16 protein-coding genes are annotated in these 16,837 nt (G+C 74.9%); 4 read left to right on the plus strand and 12 right to left on the minus strand.

The window, feature by feature from the left end; all coding sequences use genetic code 11:
• Positions 1 to 91: 91 nt before the first annotated feature.
• Together ACFU9E_RS10225 and ACFU9E_RS10230 are read right to left on the minus strand one after the other, a co-directional pair.
• On the minus strand, positions 92 to 358 hold the full coding sequence (locus ACFU9E_RS10225) for a metal-sensitive transcriptional regulator (RefSeq protein WP_355376282.1): 267 nt from the start codon (positions 356 to 358) through the stop codon (positions 92 to 94).
• Between the two features lie 107 nt (positions 359 to 465).
• Positions 466 to 852 (minus strand): PRC-barrel domain-containing protein, encoded by a 387-nt coding sequence (locus ACFU9E_RS10230; protein ID WP_380689114.1) that lies wholly within the window; start codon positions 850 to 852, stop codon positions 466 to 468.
• A 311-nt stretch (positions 853 to 1,163) separates the two neighbouring features.
• On the opposite strand from ACFU9E_RS10230, the gene ACFU9E_RS10235 reads away from it, so the two are divergent.
• Positions 1,164 to 1,979: an SAM-dependent methyltransferase gene (locus tag ACFU9E_RS10235; RefSeq protein WP_380689112.1), complete on the plus strand. Its 816-nt coding sequence runs from the start codon at positions 1,164 to 1,166 to the stop codon at positions 1,977 to 1,979.
• Positions 1,980 to 1,994: 15 nt separating this feature from the next.
• Here ACFU9E_RS10235 and ACFU9E_RS10240 read toward each other — a convergent pair whose 3' ends face one another.
• The 8 genes from ACFU9E_RS10240 to ACFU9E_RS10275 form a co-directional block, all read right to left on the minus strand.
• Positions 1,995 to 2,813 carry a class I SAM-dependent methyltransferase gene (locus ACFU9E_RS10240; RefSeq protein WP_380689110.1) on the minus strand — a complete coding sequence of 273 codons (819 nt, stop codon included), beginning with the start codon at positions 2,811 to 2,813 and terminating at the stop codon, positions 1,995 to 1,997.
• A gap of 79 nt (positions 2,814 to 2,892) precedes the next feature.
• Complete coding sequence (locus ACFU9E_RS10245) at positions 2,893 to 3,894, minus strand: BadF/BadG/BcrA/BcrD ATPase family protein (protein WP_380689108.1); 1,002 nt, start codon at positions 3,892 to 3,894, stop codon at positions 2,893 to 2,895.
• Positions 3,895 to 4,086: 192 nt separating this feature from the next.
• Positions 4,087 to 5,574, minus strand: a complete 1,488-nt coding sequence (locus tag ACFU9E_RS10250) for a SulP family inorganic anion transporter (RefSeq protein ID WP_380688495.1) — start codon at positions 5,572 to 5,574, stop codon at positions 4,087 to 4,089.
• Positions 5,575 to 5,693: 119 nt separating this feature from the next.
• Complete coding sequence (locus ACFU9E_RS10255) at positions 5,694 to 6,296, minus strand: carbonic anhydrase (protein WP_380688497.1); 603 nt, start codon at positions 6,294 to 6,296, stop codon at positions 5,694 to 5,696.
• A gap of 447 nt (positions 6,297 to 6,743) precedes the next feature.
• Positions 6,744 to 7,025: a penicillin acylase family protein gene (locus ACFU9E_RS10260; RefSeq protein ID WP_380688499.1), complete on the minus strand. Its 282-nt coding sequence runs from the start codon at positions 7,023 to 7,025 to the stop codon at positions 6,744 to 6,746.
• A 127-nt stretch (positions 7,026 to 7,152) separates the two neighbouring features.
• Positions 7,153 to 7,836, minus strand: coding sequence for a response regulator (locus ACFU9E_RS10265; protein WP_380688501.1), 684 nt, complete (start codon positions 7,834 to 7,836; stop codon positions 7,153 to 7,155).
• Positions 7,833 to 9,035 carry a sensor histidine kinase gene (locus ACFU9E_RS10270; protein ID WP_380714897.1) on the minus strand — a complete coding sequence of 401 codons (1,203 nt, stop codon included), beginning with the start codon at positions 9,033 to 9,035 and terminating at the stop codon, positions 7,833 to 7,835. The genes ACFU9E_RS10265 and ACFU9E_RS10270 overlap by 4 nt, the downstream gene beginning before the upstream one ends.
• Before the next feature lie 252 nt (positions 9,036 to 9,287).
• Entirely contained in the window at positions 9,288 to 11,516 is a 2,229-nt protein-coding gene (locus tag ACFU9E_RS10275) for an MMPL family transporter (protein WP_380683341.1), read from the minus strand.
• 465 nt (positions 11,517 to 11,981) lie between these two features.
• Between ACFU9E_RS10275 and ACFU9E_RS10280 the strand changes: the two genes are divergently transcribed.
• From ACFU9E_RS10280 to ACFU9E_RS10290, 3 genes are all read left to right on the plus strand, one after another.
• The gene (locus ACFU9E_RS10280) at positions 11,982 to 13,106 is read left to right on the plus strand and encodes a DegT/DnrJ/EryC1/StrS family aminotransferase (RefSeq protein ID WP_380683342.1); all 1,125 of its coding nucleotides are present in this window, start codon (positions 11,982 to 11,984) and stop codon (positions 13,104 to 13,106) included.
• A gap of 68 nt (positions 13,107 to 13,174) precedes the next feature.
• On the plus strand, positions 13,175 to 14,119 hold the full coding sequence (locus ACFU9E_RS10285; RefSeq protein WP_380683343.1) for an NAD-dependent epimerase/dehydratase family protein: 945 nt from the start codon (positions 13,175 to 13,177) through the stop codon (positions 14,117 to 14,119).
• Between the two features lie 20 nt (positions 14,120 to 14,139).
• Positions 14,140 to 15,225: a hypothetical protein gene (locus ACFU9E_RS10290; RefSeq protein WP_380683344.1), complete on the plus strand. Its 1,086-nt coding sequence runs from the start codon at positions 14,140 to 14,142 to the stop codon at positions 15,223 to 15,225.
• A 49-nt stretch (positions 15,226 to 15,274) separates the two neighbouring features.
• Here the strand turns inward: ACFU9E_RS10290 and ACFU9E_RS10295 are convergent, their stop codons facing one another.
• Together ACFU9E_RS10295 and ACFU9E_RS10300 are read right to left on the minus strand one after the other, a co-directional pair.
• Entirely contained in the window at positions 15,275 to 15,994 is a 720-nt protein-coding gene (locus tag ACFU9E_RS10295; protein ID WP_380683345.1) for a polysaccharide deacetylase family protein, read from the minus strand.
• Positions 15,991 to 16,791 carry an SDR family NAD(P)-dependent oxidoreductase gene (locus ACFU9E_RS10300; protein ID WP_380683346.1) on the minus strand — a complete coding sequence of 267 codons (801 nt, stop codon included), beginning with the start codon at positions 16,789 to 16,791 and terminating at the stop codon, positions 15,991 to 15,993. Before ACFU9E_RS10300 ends, ACFU9E_RS10295 begins: the two co-directional genes overlap by 4 nt.
• Positions 16,792 to 16,837: the final 46 nt, after the last annotated feature.

Genomic DNA, 16,837 nt, shown 5'->3' on the forward strand with positions numbered 1-16,837 from the left:
TCGAACCACGCGGCCCCATCGAGACCGAAGCAGCCCGCCGCCTCGCCGACGACCTCAAGAACGAGTGATCACCCGATTACCCAACACTTTCTCAGGCCAGGGCCAGGAAGAGCTTCTCCAGCTCGGCCTCGCTCATCGGCGGCGCGTCGGCGTCGGCGCCCGCCATGCACTGGCGCATGCCGCTCGCCACGATCTTGAAACCGGCCCGGTCGAGGGCCCGGGAGACGGCGGCCAGCTGGGTCACCACGTCCTTGCAGTCCCGGCCGGCCTCGATCATGGCGATCACGCCGGCCAGCTGCCCCTGGGCACGCCGGAGCCGGTTCAGGACCGCACCGACGGCTTCCTCGTCCACCTGCATCTCAGGACCGCCTTCCGCTGTCGACTACCGACTGTCCAGTGTACCCCGTGGGGTATCACTGCCCCGGTGGTCGACGGCGGGGGCGGGCGACCGGGTGGGCGGGGCGCTCAGCGGCGGGCCAGCCGCCGTTCCCCGCCCGTACCGGTGGCGTAGTCGAGGCCGTAGTGCGCGAACACCTCCGGCTCGGCCTCGGCGGGCAGCACGTCGTCGACGCCGATCGACGGCGCCGCCTTGACCAGCGCCCGCGCGAACGCCACCTTGACGTACCCCGGGCCCAGCACGGCCCCGTCCAGCGGCACGAAGACCAGCTTGCTGTTGACGTTCAGCCCGACCGAGACGGCCGGCCCCACCGTCACGGTCGCGAAGTACGGCTCGTCGCTGGCGGTCTCGACGTAGACGGACTCCAGCTTGCCGATCTTGTGCCCCTTCTGGTCGAGGACGGCCTGACCCCGCCACTCCCTGATGTCGGCCGGAACGATCTCGGCGACGGCCATGGCGACCTCCCGTAGCCGCCCCACGGCGGCGGCACCTCGGTTGGGCAGAGCCCCGGACACTCCCATCGTCCGCCGGGAGCGCCGAGACCGCCCGCCGGGCCGCCGCTCGCCCGATCGGGTGAACGCGCGGGCACGCGGCCGTCCCCGGGCCCCGCCGTGACGGGCGAGCGGCGGCAACCGTCCCATTCCGCACAACCGGGGGTGAACCGGCCAACGGCACACGGGAGTCCACTCGAACACCTACGCTGTCCGCCGACGGACCATCGGATCACCGAAGCGGAGACGGGGCGGCAGTGGTGAGTTACGAAGAGATGTGGGAACAGGGCGAGCCGGGCGTCCCCGCCGATCTCCGTCCGGAGATCCCGCACCCCGCCCGGATGTACGACTACTACCTGGGCGGGAAGGACAACTTCCCGGCCGACCGCGAGGCCGCCGAGCGCGCCCTGTCGGCCAACCCCGAGTTCCGGTCCACCGCGCGCGCCAACCGGGGCTTCCTCACCCGGGCGGTGCGCTGTGTGGCCGGCCTCGGCATCGACCAGTTCCTCGACATCGGAACCGGCATCCCCACCGCGGGCAACACCCATGAGATCGCCCAGGCGGTCGATCCCGGCGTCCGGGTCCTCTACGTGGACAACGACCCGATCGTGCTCGCCCACGCCCGCGCCCTGATGGGCGGCAGCGCCGTCGGCCGCACCACCGTCATCCAGGCCGACCTCCGTTCGCCCGTCGAGCTGCTGGCCGACGCCCGGGCCGAGAAGCTGCTCGACCTCGACCGCCCGACGGGCCTCGTGCTCGCCGCCGTCCTGCACTTCGTGCGGGACGAGGAGGAACCCTACGAGCTGGTGCGCACCCTGCTGGACGCGCTCGCGCCCGGCAGCCACCTGATCCTGTCGCACGGCACCGCGGACTTCCTGCCCGCCGAGGTCCGCGACCGGGTGACGGGGGTCTACAGCAAGGCCACCGCCCCCCTGGTCGGCCGCACCCGGGACCAGGTGCGCGCCTTCCTCGACGGCCTGGAGGTCCTCGACCCCGGGGTCGTCACCGTCCCCCTCTGGCGCCCCGACGGCGCCCTGCCCGAGGGCGCCGACCGCGTGAGCATGTACGGCGCGGTGGCCCGCAAGCCGTGACACCGGTGGAGCGGGCTACGCCGGCTTGCTCGCGCGGATCGAGTACATCAGCGGGACGCCGGGCTGCCCGTCCGGGTAGCGGAAGACCCGGTCGTGCTCCAGGACCGGGAAGCGGGCGTACAGCGTGAAGTCGTGCTCGTGGAGGAACTCGATCCGCAGGCCCTCCGCCGCGAGCGCGCTCACGACCTCGCCCACGCCGTGCTGCCACTCGACGGTCAGACTCGCCGCCGTGGGCGGCAGCTCGCCGTCGGTGTAGGTACTGGCCTCGTCCCAGACCATGGCCTCGCGGTGGAAGTAGTCGTGCTCCACCGTCCGGCCGTCCTCGGCCAGGGTGTCGGCGAAGGGGTGGAACTCCACGAGGTAGAGGAAGCCCCCCGGGGCGACCAGGGCCGCCGCCGTCCGTGCCCAGCGCTCGATGTCCGGGAGCCAGTTCAACGCGCCCAGGCCGGTGTAGACGACGTCGAAGCGCTGCCCGTCGAGTGCGTCCACGGCGTCGTGCACGTCGGAGACGACGAAGCGGGCGGTGTCGGCGCCGATCCGCGCGGCCAGCTCGGTGGCGGCCTCCACGGCCGGCCGGGAGAAGTCCAGCCCGGTGACGGTCGCCCCGTGCCGGGCCCAGGACAGCGTGTCCTGCCCGAAGTGGCACTGGAGGTGCAGCAGGGACTTCCCGCGCACATCGCCGACCTCGGTGAGCTCGAAGTCCCGCAGCGCTTCCCGGCCCGCGACGAAGCCGGGCACGTCGTAGAAGTTGCTGGCGACATGGACCGGGACGCGCCCGTCCCAGCTGGCACGGTTGGCCGCGAGCCAGTCGGCGGGGGCGGTGATCTTCTCCATGCCCGCCACGCTAGACAGGCTCCGGCTCGCTGCTCAAGCCGTTTTTCCGACGTCGGGTGGTGACCGTCGGGTGGTGTCCTCAGGTGGCGAGGAGGGTGAGCAGCGGTGGGTGGAGGGGCCAGGGGAGGTCGGGGGCGGTGACGGCGAGGCGGAGGGCGCCGAGCAGGGGCGGGCCGTCGGGGGTGCGGAGGCGGGCGGCGGGCAGGCGGGCAGTGAGGGCGTCGAGGGTGGCGCGGTGCAGGGCGGTGAGGCGGAAGAGGCCGCCGGTCAGGGCGAGGTCGGGGGCGGGGAGACCGGCCGACGCGGCGGCGGCGGTCGCGGTGGCCGCGATCTCCTCACCGGCACGGCGGAGCAGTCCGGCGGCCACCGGGCAGCCCTGCTCGGCTGCGGCGGCGACGTCCGGGGCGAAGGCGGCGAGCAGGGCGGCGCGGTCGGGGCGCGGCTGCAGGGCGGCCGGGAGGTCGGTCACCGGGCCGTAGCGGCGTTCGGCGGCGGCCAGCAGCGGGGCCGAGCCGCCGGGGCGGCCGTCGTACGCCCGCAGCGCGGCTTCCAGCCCGGCGCGGCCGAGCCAGCCGCCGCTGCCGCAGTCGCCGAGCAGCTGGCCCCAGCCGTCGGCGCGCCGCCAGCCGGATCCGGGGTGGAAGCCGATGGCGACCAGCCCCGTGCCGCCGGCCACCGTCACTCCGGCGTCCGCGCCCAGCGCGCCCACGTGGGCGGTGATCGCGTCCCCGGCGAGCACCAGCTGCCGGGCCCCGGTGGCGCGGGCGAGCGGACCGGGCAGGCGGGCGGCGAGGTCACGGCCGAGCAGGGCCATGCCGGTGGCACCCACCGCGACGGCCCCGATCCAGGCGCCGTCCGGCAGCCCGCCGGCGAGGCCCCGGAGGGCGGGGAGCAGGTGGTCGAGCAGCGCCCGCGCGTCCTGGCCGCCGGCTGCGGCCGACACCCGGGCGGGCGCGGCCAGCTCGGCCGTCCGTGCCCCCGCGAGCCCGTCCGGCCACCGGGCGGGCGCCAGCGCGAGCCGGATCCCGGAGCCGCCGACGTCGACCCCGGCGACCCAGCGCTCCCCCGGTGTCCGCTCCACGATGTGCCTCCAGGGCGGGTCGGTCCGGCCGGGGCCTATCCCGCGGACACCGTCGGAGCAGGCCGGACCCCGCGGCCGCGCGTGCCGCGAGGTCGACGACGGACCTCATCGTCCCAGAGTTCGTCATCCGGAGTTCGTCGCGGGCGAGGCCGTTCGTGGCCCCCGCCCGCCCCGTCCCCGTCCCCGGGCGGGTCAGACGGAGGCCGCGGGCAGTCCGAGGAGTTCGGCGGAGCCGTTGCGGTTGTGGCGCTCCTGCCAGAGTTCGAGGGCGCTGCGGCAGGCGTGGTCGAGGTGGCGCACACCGGCGAGGTCGAGCCGCACGGGACGGTCGGCCGGCAGCTCCTCCAGGGATTCGAGGGTTTCGAGGAGACGGGGCAGCCGGAGGAAGGTGGCGTTCCCGTGCAGGTTCACCCGGACGGCGCCGTCGGGGAGTTCGGTGACCGCGACCTGGAGGTGGGAGGTGTCCCAGGCGCTCTTGAGCACCGCGAGCAGGAGCCCGAGCAGCACCCCTTCCAGGAGGTTGGTCACGACGATCGCGATCGCCGTGGCGGCCAGGATCACCGCCTCACCGCGGTCGGCCCGCCAGAGCGGCCGCAGGGTGCGGACCGGGACCAGCTTGGCCCCGGCGTGGACCAGGACGCCGGCCAGCGCGGCGAGCGGGATGGCGGAGAGGAAGCCCGGGAGCAGGGCCGCGAAGAGCAGCAGCCAGAGGCCGTGGAGGACGCGGGAGGCCTTGGTCCGGGCGCCGGCCTGGACGTTGGCGGCGCTGCGGACGATGACGGCCGTCATCGGCAGCGCGCCGAGCAGGCCGCAAAGGGTGTTGCCGACGCCCTGGGCGAGCAGTTCGCGGTCGTAGTCGGTCCGCGGGCCGTCGTGCAGACGGTCGACGGCGGCCGCGCTGAACAGGCTCTCGGCCGAGGCGATCAGCGCGAAGGCGACGGCCGTGCCGAGCACCCCGAGGCTGCCGAGCGCCGCGAGGTCGGAGGCTCCGGGCAGGTGGAGGACCCCGGTGAGTCCGGCCACCTCGACCCGGGCGACGGGCAGGTCGAACAGGGCGGTGACGGCCGTCGCGCCCGCGACGGCGGCGAGTGGTGCCGGGACTGCCCGGACCCGGGCCGGCAGGCGCGGCCAGAGCAGCAGGACCGCCACCGTCCCGGCGCCGATGGCGGCCGCGGCCACCGCGTGCGGGTCCCCGGCGACGTCGGCGGCCAGCCCGGGGATTCCGGCGAGCTTGGCGGGGCCGCCGGCCGGCGCCTTGGCGTCGGCGAGCGCGTAGAGCTGACCGGCGATCAGCACCAGGCCGATGCCGGCCAGCATGCCCTGGACGACCGAGACGGAGATCGCCCGGAACAGCCGGCCGAGGCGGGCGGCGCCCAGGGCGAGCTGGAGCAGGCCGGCGACGGCGGTGATGACGCCGAGGGTGGCGAGGCCGTGTTCCTGGACGGCCGCGAGGACCAGCACGGTCAGGCCCGCGGCGGGGCCGGACACCTGAAGGCTGCTGCCGGGCATCAGGCCGGTCACCAGGCCGCCGACGATGCCGGTGACCAGGCCGAGTTCGGCCGGGACGCCGGAGGCGACGGCGACTCCCACGCAGAGCGGGAGGGCGACCAGGAAGACGACGAGGGATGCGGGGAGGTCGGAGCGCAGAGTGCTCAGCCGAAGGGCGGGACGACGAGTCATCGGGTCCTCGGGAGAGTGCGGAGGGTTCGGTGGACGGTGCGGTGGCGGTGCGGTGGAGGGGCGGTGCGGGGAAGGGCGGTGCGGTGGAGAACCGTGCGGTGGCGGACCGTGCGGCGGAGTCACAGCGGGAGGAAGAGGCCGGCGTCGGCCCGGTGCGCGAGCACCAGTCCGGTGTGGATCTCGTAGAACCAGCCGTGCAGCCGGATCCGCCCCTCGCTCAGCCGGCGGGCGACGGCGGGGTAGCCGCGCAGCCGGTCGAGCTGGGCGAGCACGTGGCGCTGCACCGGGCCGGCCACCGTCGGGTCGAAGACGTCGGCACCGTCCGCACGGAGCGTGGCCCGGTCGGCATGGAGCAGCCAGGAGCGGACGGCGGGCACCACGCTGAGGTCCTCGCCGCGCACGACGGCTCCGACCGCGCCGCAGTGCGAGTGTCCGCACACCACCAGGTCGCGGACGCCGAGCACCTCGACGGCGTACTCGATGGTGGCGGTCTCGCCGGAGGCGGCGTCGGCCCGGTAGGCGGGCACGATGTTGCCCGCGGTGCGGAGCTCGAAGAGGTCGCCGGGATCGGCGCCGGTGATCAGCGCGGGCACCACCCGGGAGTCGGAGCAGGTGATGAACAGGGCCTGCGGGGCCTGGCCGGCGGCGAGTGCGGTGAGTTCCCGGCCGGTGTCGCCCGCGCGCTGCGGGAACGCCCGGGCCCGGTCGATGAGCGGTTCCATGGTGGTGGATGCCTCCTTCGGTGACCCTCGCGGCGTCGGCCGGGAGGGGCGGTGGACGGGCAGGCACGTCGGAACCAGATGCCCCCGGACGGGTGGGTGCGGCCGCGGCGGGTCGATGGCGCGCCGCGCAGCCGCGTCGGTGACCCTCGGTGCTCCCCCGGTGACCTGATGACGCGTCAAGGGGAAGTAAAACACGGGTATGGGGTCGGCAAAAGCTCGTCCAGGGCTCAGAATGTGCCGATCTGGTTAACATCCTGTTGCCATGAACGGCACACACCCTTCCGCCTCGGCCTGCGCACCACGGAGGGAACCTGACGGAGCGTCAAGACGTTGATGCACTCGCACTTTCCGCACGCCCCTCGCGAGGTCCGCGCGCCCCCGAACACGCCTGCGGGCCACCGCTGTTCGGGGAACGGCGGTGGCCCGGACGGACGGATCGACGGGGCGTCAGCGACGCAGGGTGGTGACGGTGAGGCCCGGGGCCGAGCGGATCTCGGCCTCGGTGAAGCGTTCGGTCACCCACTGCTTGTCGGCGTAGCGGCGGGTCTGGTCGGTGAAGTGCGGCGAGGTCGGGTCGGCCGACTCGCCGTAGGTGAGCAGGGTCCGGGTGCGCGGACCGCGGTCGGTCAGTTCGGTGGCCATCAGAAAGCCGGCGCCGAGCGGGACACCCTTCAGGTCCGCGGGGCAGGTGCCGCCTCCGGTGCCTGAATCAGGCCCGGCCGTGAGCACGTTGAAGCAGCCGGTCCCACTGGAGCAGCCGTGCAGCGGGATGCGGGCGGGCCGCCGGCGCCCACCCGGCGGACGGTCACCGGACGGACGCGGGCGGGTGGGCGCGCGGACGGGCCCGCGGACGGGGTCAGTCCCGGGGGCGGGGGGTGGGGACGAGGCCGGTCTGGTAGGCGAGCGCCACCAGCTGGGCGCGGTCGCGGGCGTCGAGCTTGGCCATGGCGCGGTGGATGTGGGTGCGGATGGTGAAGGGGCTGACGAACATCCGGGCGGCGATCTCCTCGTTGCTGAGACCCGTGGCGGCCATCGCCATCACCTCGCGCTCGCGGGCGGTCAGGGCGGCCAGGCGTTCGGGGGCGGCGGCGGGGCCGCGGTCCGGCTCCGGGTGGGCGAGCAGCTGGTCGATCAGGGCGCGGGTGGCGGCGGCCGACAGCAGCGGGTCGCCGGCGGCGACGCGGCGCAGGGCGGCGAGCAGCTCGGTCGGTTCGGCGTCCTTGCCGAGGAAGCCGCCGGCGCCGGCGCGCAAGGCCTGGGCGACGTACTCGTCGATCTCGAAGGTGGTGAGGATGAGTACCCGGGTGCCGGCGAGCTCGGGGTCGCCGCAGATGGCGGCGGTGGCGGAGAGGCCGTCGACGCCGGGCATCCGGATGTCCATGAGCACGACGTCGGGGCGCAGGTTCTTCGCCAGGTCGATCGCCTCGCGGCCGTCGGCGGCCTCGCCCACCACCTGCATGTCCTCCTCGGCGTCGATGAGGACGCGGAAGGCCCCGCGCAGCAGCGTCTGGTCGTCGGCGAGCAGTACTCGGATGGTCACGGGTGTTCCTCTCGGGCGGCGGTGCGCAGGGGCAGTTCGGCGGAGACCAGGAAGCCGCCGCCGGGCCGGCGGTCGGCGGTGAGGCGCCCGCCGACGGCGGCGGCGCGCTCGCGCATGCCGATCAGGCCGAAGCCTCCGCCGACCGGGGCGACGACACCGGAGCGGGGGCCGGGCGCCGGGCGCCCGTTGGCGACGGTCAGCAGGACACGGCTGCCGGAGTACGCGAGGGTGACGTCGGCGGTGGTGCCGGCGGCGTGCTTGGCGACGTTGGTCAGGGACTCCTGGAGGATCCGGTACGCCGTGAGGTCGACGCCCGGGGAGAGCGGCTGCGGCTCGCCCTCGACGGCGAGGCGCACCGGCAGGCCGGCCCGTTCGAAGGCGCCGATGAGGTCCGGCAGCCGGTCCAGGCCGGGCGCGGGTTCGAGCGGGGCCTGCGGGTCGTCGGCGCTGCGCAGCAGGCCGACGGTGGCCTTGAGCTCGCGCAGCGCGGAGCCGGTGGCGTCGGTGAGGTGGCTGAGCATCTCGCGGGCCTGGGCGGGATGGCGGTCCAGGAGGTGGACGGCGATGCCGGCCTGGGCGTTGGCGAGGGCGATGTGGTGGGCGACGACGTCGTGCAGGTCTCGGGCGATCCGGATGCGCTCGTCGGCGACCCGGCGGCGGGCCTCCTCCTCGCGGGTGCGCTCGGCTCGCTCGGCGCGTTCCTCGATGGCGGCGAGGTGGGCGCGGCGCGCGCGGACGGAGTCGCCGATGGCTCCGGGCAGCAGGACCCAGGCGATGACGCCGATCTTGATGCTGATGGAGGTGTGCGGCTCGTTGATGACCGTGGCGACGGTCACCAGGACGGCCGAGACCGCGGTGGCGGCGCGCGCGGTGGTCCGGTCGGTGTGCACGGCGAGCGAGTACAGCGCGATCAGCAGCGGGGCGACCAGGCCGACGTTGAGCTGGGTCGCGACGAAGCAGAGGGCCAGGCTGCAGGCGAGGGTGACCCCGAAGACCACATAGGGCCGGCGGCGATGGCCGAACAGGGCGAGGCTGGAGAGGACCGCCAGGGTCAACGCGGCCGGGTTCGGCGCGATGGGGTTCCCGAGGCGGTCGATGGTGGTCGTCCCGGCGGTGACCACGAACACGGCGAGCACGAGCAGCACGTCGAGCAGGAGGGGGTGGCGGCTGCGTACGCGGCGCAGCCAGATCTCGGTCATGCTCGCTTCTCCCGGTCCGGGGCTGCCCTGGCGGGCCCCTCGCCGGGCCCGGACGATCCGGCGAGGGGAGTGGGGACGTACTGCACGTGGCGGGCATACTGCAGATGCAGTACATACCGACCATTGGAACGGTAGTACGGATGCGGTTCATACCATTTTGCCCGCCGGCGCGCCGCCGGGTCGGGCGCGGCCCCGCCGCGGCTCCCGTGGGGGTGGGAGCCGCGGCGGGGCCGGATGGGTCAGACGCCCATGTCAGACGCCCACGGAGTGGCGGACCGGGTCGGCGTCGGGGCCGTCGGCCGGGGCCGGGACGGGCGCCGCGGTCTGCAGCTTGGCACCCTCGACGTCGACGTCGGGGATGATCTTCTCCAGCTTCGCCGGCAGCCACCAGGCGCGGCGGCCGAGCAGGGCGAGGACGGCCGGGACGATCGCCATCCGGACCACGAAGGCGTCGAGGGCGACGGCGGCGGCCAGGCCGAGTCCCATCATCTTGATCATCGGCTCGCTCATGCCGATGAAGCCGGCGAAGACGCTGATCATGATGAGCGCGGCGGCGGTGACCACCCGGGCGTTGTACTTGAAGCCGGTGACCACGGCCTCACCGGGCTCCTCGCCGTGCACGAAGGCCTCCCGGATGCGGGTGACCAGGAACACCTCGTAGTCCATGGCCAGACCGAACACCACACCGATCATGAAGATCGGCATCATGCTCATCACCGGGCCGGTCTGCTCGACGCCGATCAGTTCGGCGAGCCAGCCCCACTGGAAGACCGCGACGACGGCGCCGAGCGCGGCGACCACCGAGAGCAGGAAGCCGAGGGCGGCCTTGAGCGGGACGAGGATCGAGCGGAAGACCACCAGGAGCAGCAGCACCGCGAGGCCGACGACGACCGCGAGGTAGGGCAGCAGGGCGTCGTTGAGCTTCTGCGAGACGTCGATGTTCATCGCCGTCGCACCGCTGACCAGCACGGTCGCACCGGTGGTGGACTTCAGCTCGGGGGCCTTGTCGCGGATGGCGTGGACCAGGTCGGTGGTCGCCGCGTCGCTCGGGCCGGTCGCCGGAACGGCGTTGACCAGCGCGGTGTCCCCGGCCTGGTTGAACATCGCGGGCGCGACGGCGACCACACCGGGCAGCGCCTTGACGGTCTCGGCGACCTTGTCGGCCGCGGCCTTGGGGTCGGCCGTGCCCTTGGCGTCGACCAGGACGGTCAGCGGGCCGTTGAAGCCGGGGCCGAAGCCCTCGGAGAGGTGGTCGTAGGCGCGGCGCTGGGTGGTCGACGTGGGCTTGGCCTCGTCGCCGGGCAGGCCGAGCCGCAGGTCCAGGGCCGGCAGGGCGAGCACGCCGAGGCCGACCACGCCGAGGACCAGCACGGCGACCGGACGGCGCAGTACGAAGCGGGCCCAGCGGGTGCCGCCGTTGGGGCGGGCGCCGTCGGTCCCGGTCGCGGCGCGCTTGCCCTTGCGGTCCTTGCGGGACAGCGCCTTGCGGCCGAGGAAGCCGAGCAGGGCGGGGACCAGGGTGAGCGCGACCAGGACGGCGATCACCACGGTGCCCGCCGCGGCCATGCCCATCTTGGCGAGGATCGGGATGCCCACCACGGAGAGGCCGGCCAGCGCGATGATCACGGTGAGTCCGGCGAACACCACGGCCGAGCCGGCGGTGCCGACGGCACGCCCGGCGGCCTCCCTGGGCTCATGGCCGTCGAGGAGCTCGGCGCGGTAGCGGGAGACGATGAAGAGCGCGTAGTCGATGCCGACGGCGAGGCCGAGCATCATCGCCAGCGTGCTGGTGGTGGTGGATAGGCCGAGGGTGCTGCCGAGCGCGGTGATCAGGGCGATGCCGAGGCCGACGCCGATCAGGGCGGTGAGCAGCGGGAGTCCGGCGGCCAGCAGCGAGCCGAAGGTGATCACCAGCACGACGGCGGACATCGCCATGCCGATCGCCTCGGCGGAACCGCCCGCCTCGCCGACCTCCATCAGCGCCGTGCCGCCGATGTCGACGGTCAGGCCCGCGTCGCGGGCGTGCTGGGCCGCGTCCTTCAGGGCCTCGGTGGCGGTCTCACTGACCTTGCCGGGCTTCTCGCTGTAGCTCACCGTCGCGTAGGCGGTGGTGCCGTCCTGGGAGACCGCGCCGGCCTGGAACGGTCCGACGGCGCTGACCACCTGGTCGGTGTGGGCGAGCTCGGCGACCGCCTTCTCGACCGTCTGCTGGTTCGCGGCGGCGGTGATCTTCTGGCCCGACGGGGCGACGAAGACGATCCGGGCCGAGGCACCGTCGGACGTGGCGCCGGGGAAGCGCTGGTCCATCAGGTCGAAGGCCTTCTGCGCCTCCGTGCCGGGCATGGCGAAACCGTCGTCGGGGGCGGCCGGCGCCTTGGCGGCCAGCACCCCGACGGCGGCCAGCAGGGCGACCCAGAGCAGGGTCACCAGCCGGCGCCTGTGGAAGGACCATCGGCCCAGGCGGTAGAGGAAAGTGGCCACGGGAGAGCGGACTCCTTACGGATGGCGGGCAGGTCGGGTTGGCCGGGCGGCGCACTCGGCCGGTGGGCCGGGGACGCCCGGAGCATGACCATCCTGGGTCGACGGGGGCCTCCTCCGCGTCGGCTCTGTGCAGGCATTCCGGACTAATGCGGACGCAGCAGTACGACCCCGGGCGGAGTAGTCCCCGGGGTGGAGGCCCGGGGCCGGGCTCCGACCTGCGGCCGAGGGCCGCTCCCGGGTGGCTGTCAGGGGTGCCGGTCGGGACGGCCGCCCGAGTCCGCGCCACCCTGCGTCACCCGCGCGGAGGTGCGGACGGGCCGCGGCCCGGCGGGCGAAGTAGCGTGATGTGCCTGGCCCGGACTATTCGTCCAGGTTCGCAACGATGTGCCCTCACGGTTTCCGCGTCTCCGACGGCCCGAGGGGCGCACAGCCCGTCCACAGCCCGTCCCGTAGCCGGAGGTGCCCATGGGCGTTCCCGCCGCCCGCATCGTGTTCGACGAGGACGACCGCGCGGCCGTCGCGGAGGCGGTGAGCGAGATGCTCGCCACCGGGGCGCTCACCCTCGGTCCCTGGACCGAACGGTTCGAGCAGTCCTTCGCCGCCGAGCACGGCGCCTCGCACGCGGTCGCCGTCGCCAGCGGCACCGCCGCGCTGGAGATCGTCCTGCGCGGCCTCGACGTCCGCGACCGCGACGTGGTCGTCCCTGCCGTGACCTTCTACGCGACCGCCGGCGCCGTCCTGCACGCCGGTGGCCGGCCGGTGATCGCCGACGTCGACCCGGCCACCCTCGCGCTCGCCCCGGACACCTTGGAGGCCGCGCTCACCCCCGACACCGCCGCCGTCGTACTCGTCCACATCGGCGGGCTGATCACCCCCGAGGTGGACGCCCTGCGCGCGATCTGCGACGCCCGGGGCATCCCGCTGGTCGAGGACGCCGCGCACGCGCACGGCAGCAGCTACCGGGGCCGGGCCGCCGGGACCTTCGGCGTGGCCGGCGCCTTCTCCTTCTACCCGACCAAGGTCACCACCAGCGCCGAGGGCGGCATGATCCTCACCGAGTCCGCCGAACTGCGCGACGAGGCCCGCATCCACCGCGACCAGGGCAAGGGCTCGTTCACCACCAACCACCACGTCCGGCTCGGCGCGTCCTGGCGGATGAGCGAGCCGAACGCCGCCATCGGCACCGTCCACCTGCGCCGGCTCAAGGAGTTCGTGGAGACCAGGCGCCGGGTCGCCCAGCGCTACGACGCGGCGCTCGGCGCGCTCGACGGGCTGGACCCGGTCACCGAGCCGGCCGGCTGCCGCGGCAACTACTACAAGTACGTCGCGCTGCTGCCCGCCGGCACCGACCGGGCGGCCTTCAAGCGGGCGGTCGCCGAGGAGTACGGCGTACGGCTCTCCGGCGAGGTCTACGACCTGCCGCTGCACCTGCAGCCGGTGCTCGCCCCCTACCGGCGCGCGGCCCTCCCGGTCGCCGAGGACGTCTGCGCCCGGCAGATCTGCCTGCCGGTCCACTCCGACATGACCGAGGACGAGACCGACCTGGTGATCGAGGCGGTGAGCGCCGTCCACCGCCGCTTCGCGGGATGACACGACACCGGCGGCCCCGCCGACCGGGAGAACCCGACAGGGATGAAGCAGACGAAGGAGAGGAAGCCGTGCGGATTGCGGTCACCGGGGGATGCGGATTCATCGGCTCACACGTCGTCGACCGGCTGCTCGCCGCCGGGCACGAGGTGCTCGCGGTGGACACCACCGACAAGTACCTCAACCCCGGCGCCGACCACGCCCGGATCGACATCCTCGACCTGCCCGCGCTCACCACCGCCCTGGACGGCTGCGAGGTGGTCTTCCACCTCGCCGCGCAGGCCGACGTCGAACGCGTCGCCGCCGACCCGGTCGGCGCCGTCCGCGCCAACATCGACGGCACCGAGGCCGTCCTGGAGGCGGCCCGGCGCAACGACCTCAGCCGCACCGTTCTGGCCAGCACGGTCTGGGTCTACGGCGCCGCGCTCACCGAGGCCGCGCTCGACGGCGAGGAGCAGGAGCTGGACGAGCACGTCCCGATCGAGCTGGAGCACAGCGGACACCTGTACGTCGCCACCAAGCTCGCCGCCGAGATGCTCGTGCACAGCTACCGCCAGCTCTACGGGCGGCACTTCACCATCCTGCGCTACGGGATCCCCTACGGGCCCCGGATGCGCGACTCGCTGGTGGTCGCCCGCTTCGTGCAGGCCGCGCTCGACGGGCGGCCGATCACCATCGCGGGCGACGGCCGGCAGAGCCGCAACTTCGTCTACGTCGAGGACCTCGCCGACGCCCACGTCCGCGCCCTCTCCCCCGCCGCCGAGGACCAGACCTTCGCGCTGGAGGGCTCCACCGCCGTCTCCGTGCGGGACATCGCCGACACCGTCGACGAACTGCTCGGACCGGTCACCATCGAGCACATCGAGGCACGGACCGCCGACTACGCCGGCCGCCGGATCTCCGCCGCACAGGCCAAGCGGCTGCTGGGCTGGTCGCCGCGGACCAACTTCGCCGACGGCGTGCGGCGCTACGCGGACTGGTACCGGGCCGAGGCCTACCCGCGGTCGGACGCCTGAAGCCGGGAGGGGGCGGAACCGTGCCGCACGCGCTGCTGGTCTCCGGCTCGCTCGGCCAGGGCCACGACGTGATGGCCCGGGCCTGCGCGGACTCGCTGGAGGCGCGCGGCTGGACGACGGCCACCGTCGACGCCATGGCCCTGCTCGGGCAGCGCGCCGGCACCGCCGGGGAGGCGGTGTTCCGGCGGCTGCTCGGCCTGCCGGGCCTCTACGACGCGTTCCACTTCTCCGCGCTGCGCCCCGGCGCCCGGATCGCGCTGCTCGCCGACGCGGCGGCGCGGCGGCGGCTGGTGCCGGCGCTGCGGGCACTGCTCGCGGAGCAGCGGCCGGAGCTGGTGGTGTCGGTCTTCGCCACCGCCACCTCGGCGGTCAACCGGCTGCGCGGCGGGCCGCAGCCCTTCCGGCACCTGGTGCTGTGCACGGACGTCACCCCGCACCGGCTCTGGGTGCAGGAGGAGAGCGACCTCTTCCTGGTCACCTCGGAGGTCGCCGCCTGCGGCGTACGGCGCTACCGTCCCGACGCGCCGATCGCCGTGCTGCCCGCACCGCTGCGGGCGCCGTTCTACCGGCCGCCCTCGCGCGCCGAGGCGCGGGCGGAGCTGGGCGTGCCGCCGGGGGCCCGGTGCGTGCTGCTGATCTCCGGCGCGTGGGGCCTCGGGCCGCTGGCCCGCACGGCGGCGGCACTGGCCGACGCCGGTCCGCACGTGCTGGCGGTGGCGGGCAGCAACGCCGAGCTGGAACGGCGGCTGCGGCGGGCCGCCGCCCGTCGGCTGCGGCTGCACCCCTTCGGCTGGACGGACCGGGTGCCGGCGTTGATGGCCGCCGCCGACCTGGTGGTGACCAGCTCCGGCGACACCTGCAGCGAGGCCCGCGCGCTGGGCCGCAGACTGCTGCTCCTCGACGTGGTGCAGGGCCACGGCCGCGACAACCTGCAGCACGAGTTGGCACTCGGCCACGCCGACGTCGTCTCCGCCCGCCCGGAGGAGGTCGTCCGCTCCGCCCTGGCGGCGGTCGACCGCCCCGAGCCACCCCCCTCGCCCGGCGCCACCCCCGACGGCTGGCGCACGGGCTTCGCGGCGGCCCTGGAGCGGGTCGGCCTGTCCTGACGACCGGCCGCGCCGGACCCCTCGCCCCCGCACGCGCGGGGATGGGCGGTCAGCCGCGTGGGACGGCGTGGTCGCGGAGGGGGCCCAAGGTGAGGTCGTGGGCTCGGCAGTGGGCGGCGATCAGCGGGAGGGCGGCGAGGGTGGCGCGCCAGGAGTCGGGAGCCGAGGTGTCGTCGGAGTCGTGGAGGAGGAGGGTGGCGCCGCCGACCAGGTGGGGGCGGGCGGTGGCGTAGACGGAGGGGCCGGTCGCTCCCCGTTCCCAGTCGCGGCCCCAGGCCGTCCACAGGACGGTGCGCAGGCCCAGGCGGTGGGCGGCGAGGGCGAGGCCGGCGGTGAGGACGCCGTACGGGGGGCGGTACCAGTGCGGGCGGGTGCCGGCGAGGTCGGTGACCGCCTCGGTGGCGCGGCGGAGTTCACGCAGGTCGCGGGCGGGGGCCGGGCGGTACTGGCGGCGGTGGTACCAGCCGTGGACGGCGACCTCGTGTCCCCGGGCGACCAGCTCGCGGCCGACGTCCGGGGAGCGTTCCAGCATGGCGCCCAGCAGGAAGAAGGTCGCGTGGACACCGAGGGAGTCCAGGGCGTCCAGGATCGGCGGGGTGCCGCGCGGGTCGGGGCCGTCGTCGAAGGTCAGGGCGATGTGTCGCGGGTCGCCGTAGCCGGCGGTGCGGCGGGCGGCGAGGCGTTTGACGGGCGGCAGGCGGACGGCGGCCGGCGCGAGGTGCAGCAGTTCCACGGCGGCCGCGGTGCCCGGCAGGACGCCGGCCCTCACCCGAAGCGGGACGCCATCCGCCGGAACAGGCCGGGAGCGGCGCCGTGGAGGCGGGCCGGGTAGCCGAGCCAGTGCGGTACGAAGACCCGGTCGCGCTCGGTGGTGAGCGCCCCGAGGACGATGTCGGCCACCTCCTGGGCGGGGACCGGGCGGGGGCGTTCGCGCTGGTAGTCGGTGCCCCGGGTGGCGAAGAACGGGGTCTCGACGGCGCCCGGCAGGATCAGCCGGACACCGACGCCGGTGCCGCGCAGCTCGTACCAGAGGCTCTCGGCGAACATGGTCAGCCCGGCCTTGGTCGCCGCGTAGGCGGCCTCGTCGCGGACGCCGACCTGGCCGGCCATCGAGCCGAGCAGGACGATCCGGCCCCGGTCGCGCTCCAGCATGCCGGGCAGGAGCAGGCGGGTGAGCCGCAGCGGGGCGGCGAGGTTGACCTCCAGCATCCGGTCCAGGGTGTCGGCGGGGGTCGACGCGAAGGGGCCGCGCCAGCCGAGGCCGGCGCTGGCGACCAGGGCGTCCACCCGTCCGGCCGCGGCGAGGGCGGCTTCGGCGAGGCGCTGGGCGCCGTCGGGCTTGGCGAGGTCGGCGGGCAGGGGCCGGCCGCCGGTGCGGGCGGCGACCGCGTCGAGCCGGGCCTGGTCGGTGCCGGAGAGCAGCAGCCGCCAGCCGGCGGCGGCGAGCCGGTCGGCGGTGGCCGCGCCGATGCCCGAGGAGGCGCCGGTCAGCAGGGCGACCGGCGGGTCGGCGGCGGGTCGGCGCCGGGCCCGGGGGGAGGGCGGATGGTCGTCGTCCGTGGTCATGGCACCTGCCGCTCTGTGCGCGCCTCGCCGTCCGATTTGTCCGGCA

The organism is Kitasatospora sp. NPDC057595 (genome assembly GCF_042800875.1).
Lineage (GTDB): Bacteria > Actinomycetota > Actinomycetes > Streptomycetales > Streptomycetaceae > Kitasatospora.

Bases quoted from the DNA above. Each gene is read 5' to 3' on its own strand.
- ACFU9E_RS10225 (WP_355376282.1), bottom strand. From the start codon at position 358: ATGCAGGTGGACGAGGAAGCCGTCGGTGCGGTCCTGAACCGGCTCCGG.
- ACFU9E_RS10230 (WP_380689114.1), bottom strand. From the start codon at position 852: ATGGCCGTCGCCGAGATCGTTCCGGCCGACATCAGGGAGTGGCGGGGT.
- ACFU9E_RS10235 (WP_380689112.1), top strand. From the start codon at position 1,164: ATGTGGGAACAGGGCGAGCCGGGCGTCCCCGCCGATCTCCGTCCGGAG.
- ACFU9E_RS10240 (WP_380689110.1), bottom strand. From the start codon at position 2,813: ATGGAGAAGATCACCGCCCCCGCCGACTGGCTCGCGGCCAACCGTGCC.
- ACFU9E_RS10250 (WP_380688495.1), bottom strand. From the start codon at position 5,574: ATGACTCGTCGTCCCGCCCTTCGGCTGAGCACTCTGCGCTCCGACCTC.
- ACFU9E_RS10255 (WP_380688497.1), bottom strand. From the start codon at position 6,296: ATGGAACCGCTCATCGACCGGGCCCGGGCGTTCCCGCAGCGCGCGGGC.
- ACFU9E_RS10270 (WP_380714897.1), bottom strand. From the start codon at position 9,035: ATGACCGAGATCTGGCTGCGCCGCGTACGCAGCCGCCACCCCCTCCTG.
- ACFU9E_RS10280 (WP_380683342.1), top strand. From the start codon at position 11,982: ATGGGCGTTCCCGCCGCCCGCATCGTGTTCGACGAGGACGACCGCGCG.
- ACFU9E_RS10300 (WP_380683346.1), bottom strand. From the start codon at position 16,791: ATGACCACGGACGACGACCATCCGCCCTCCCCCCGGGCCCGGCGCCGA.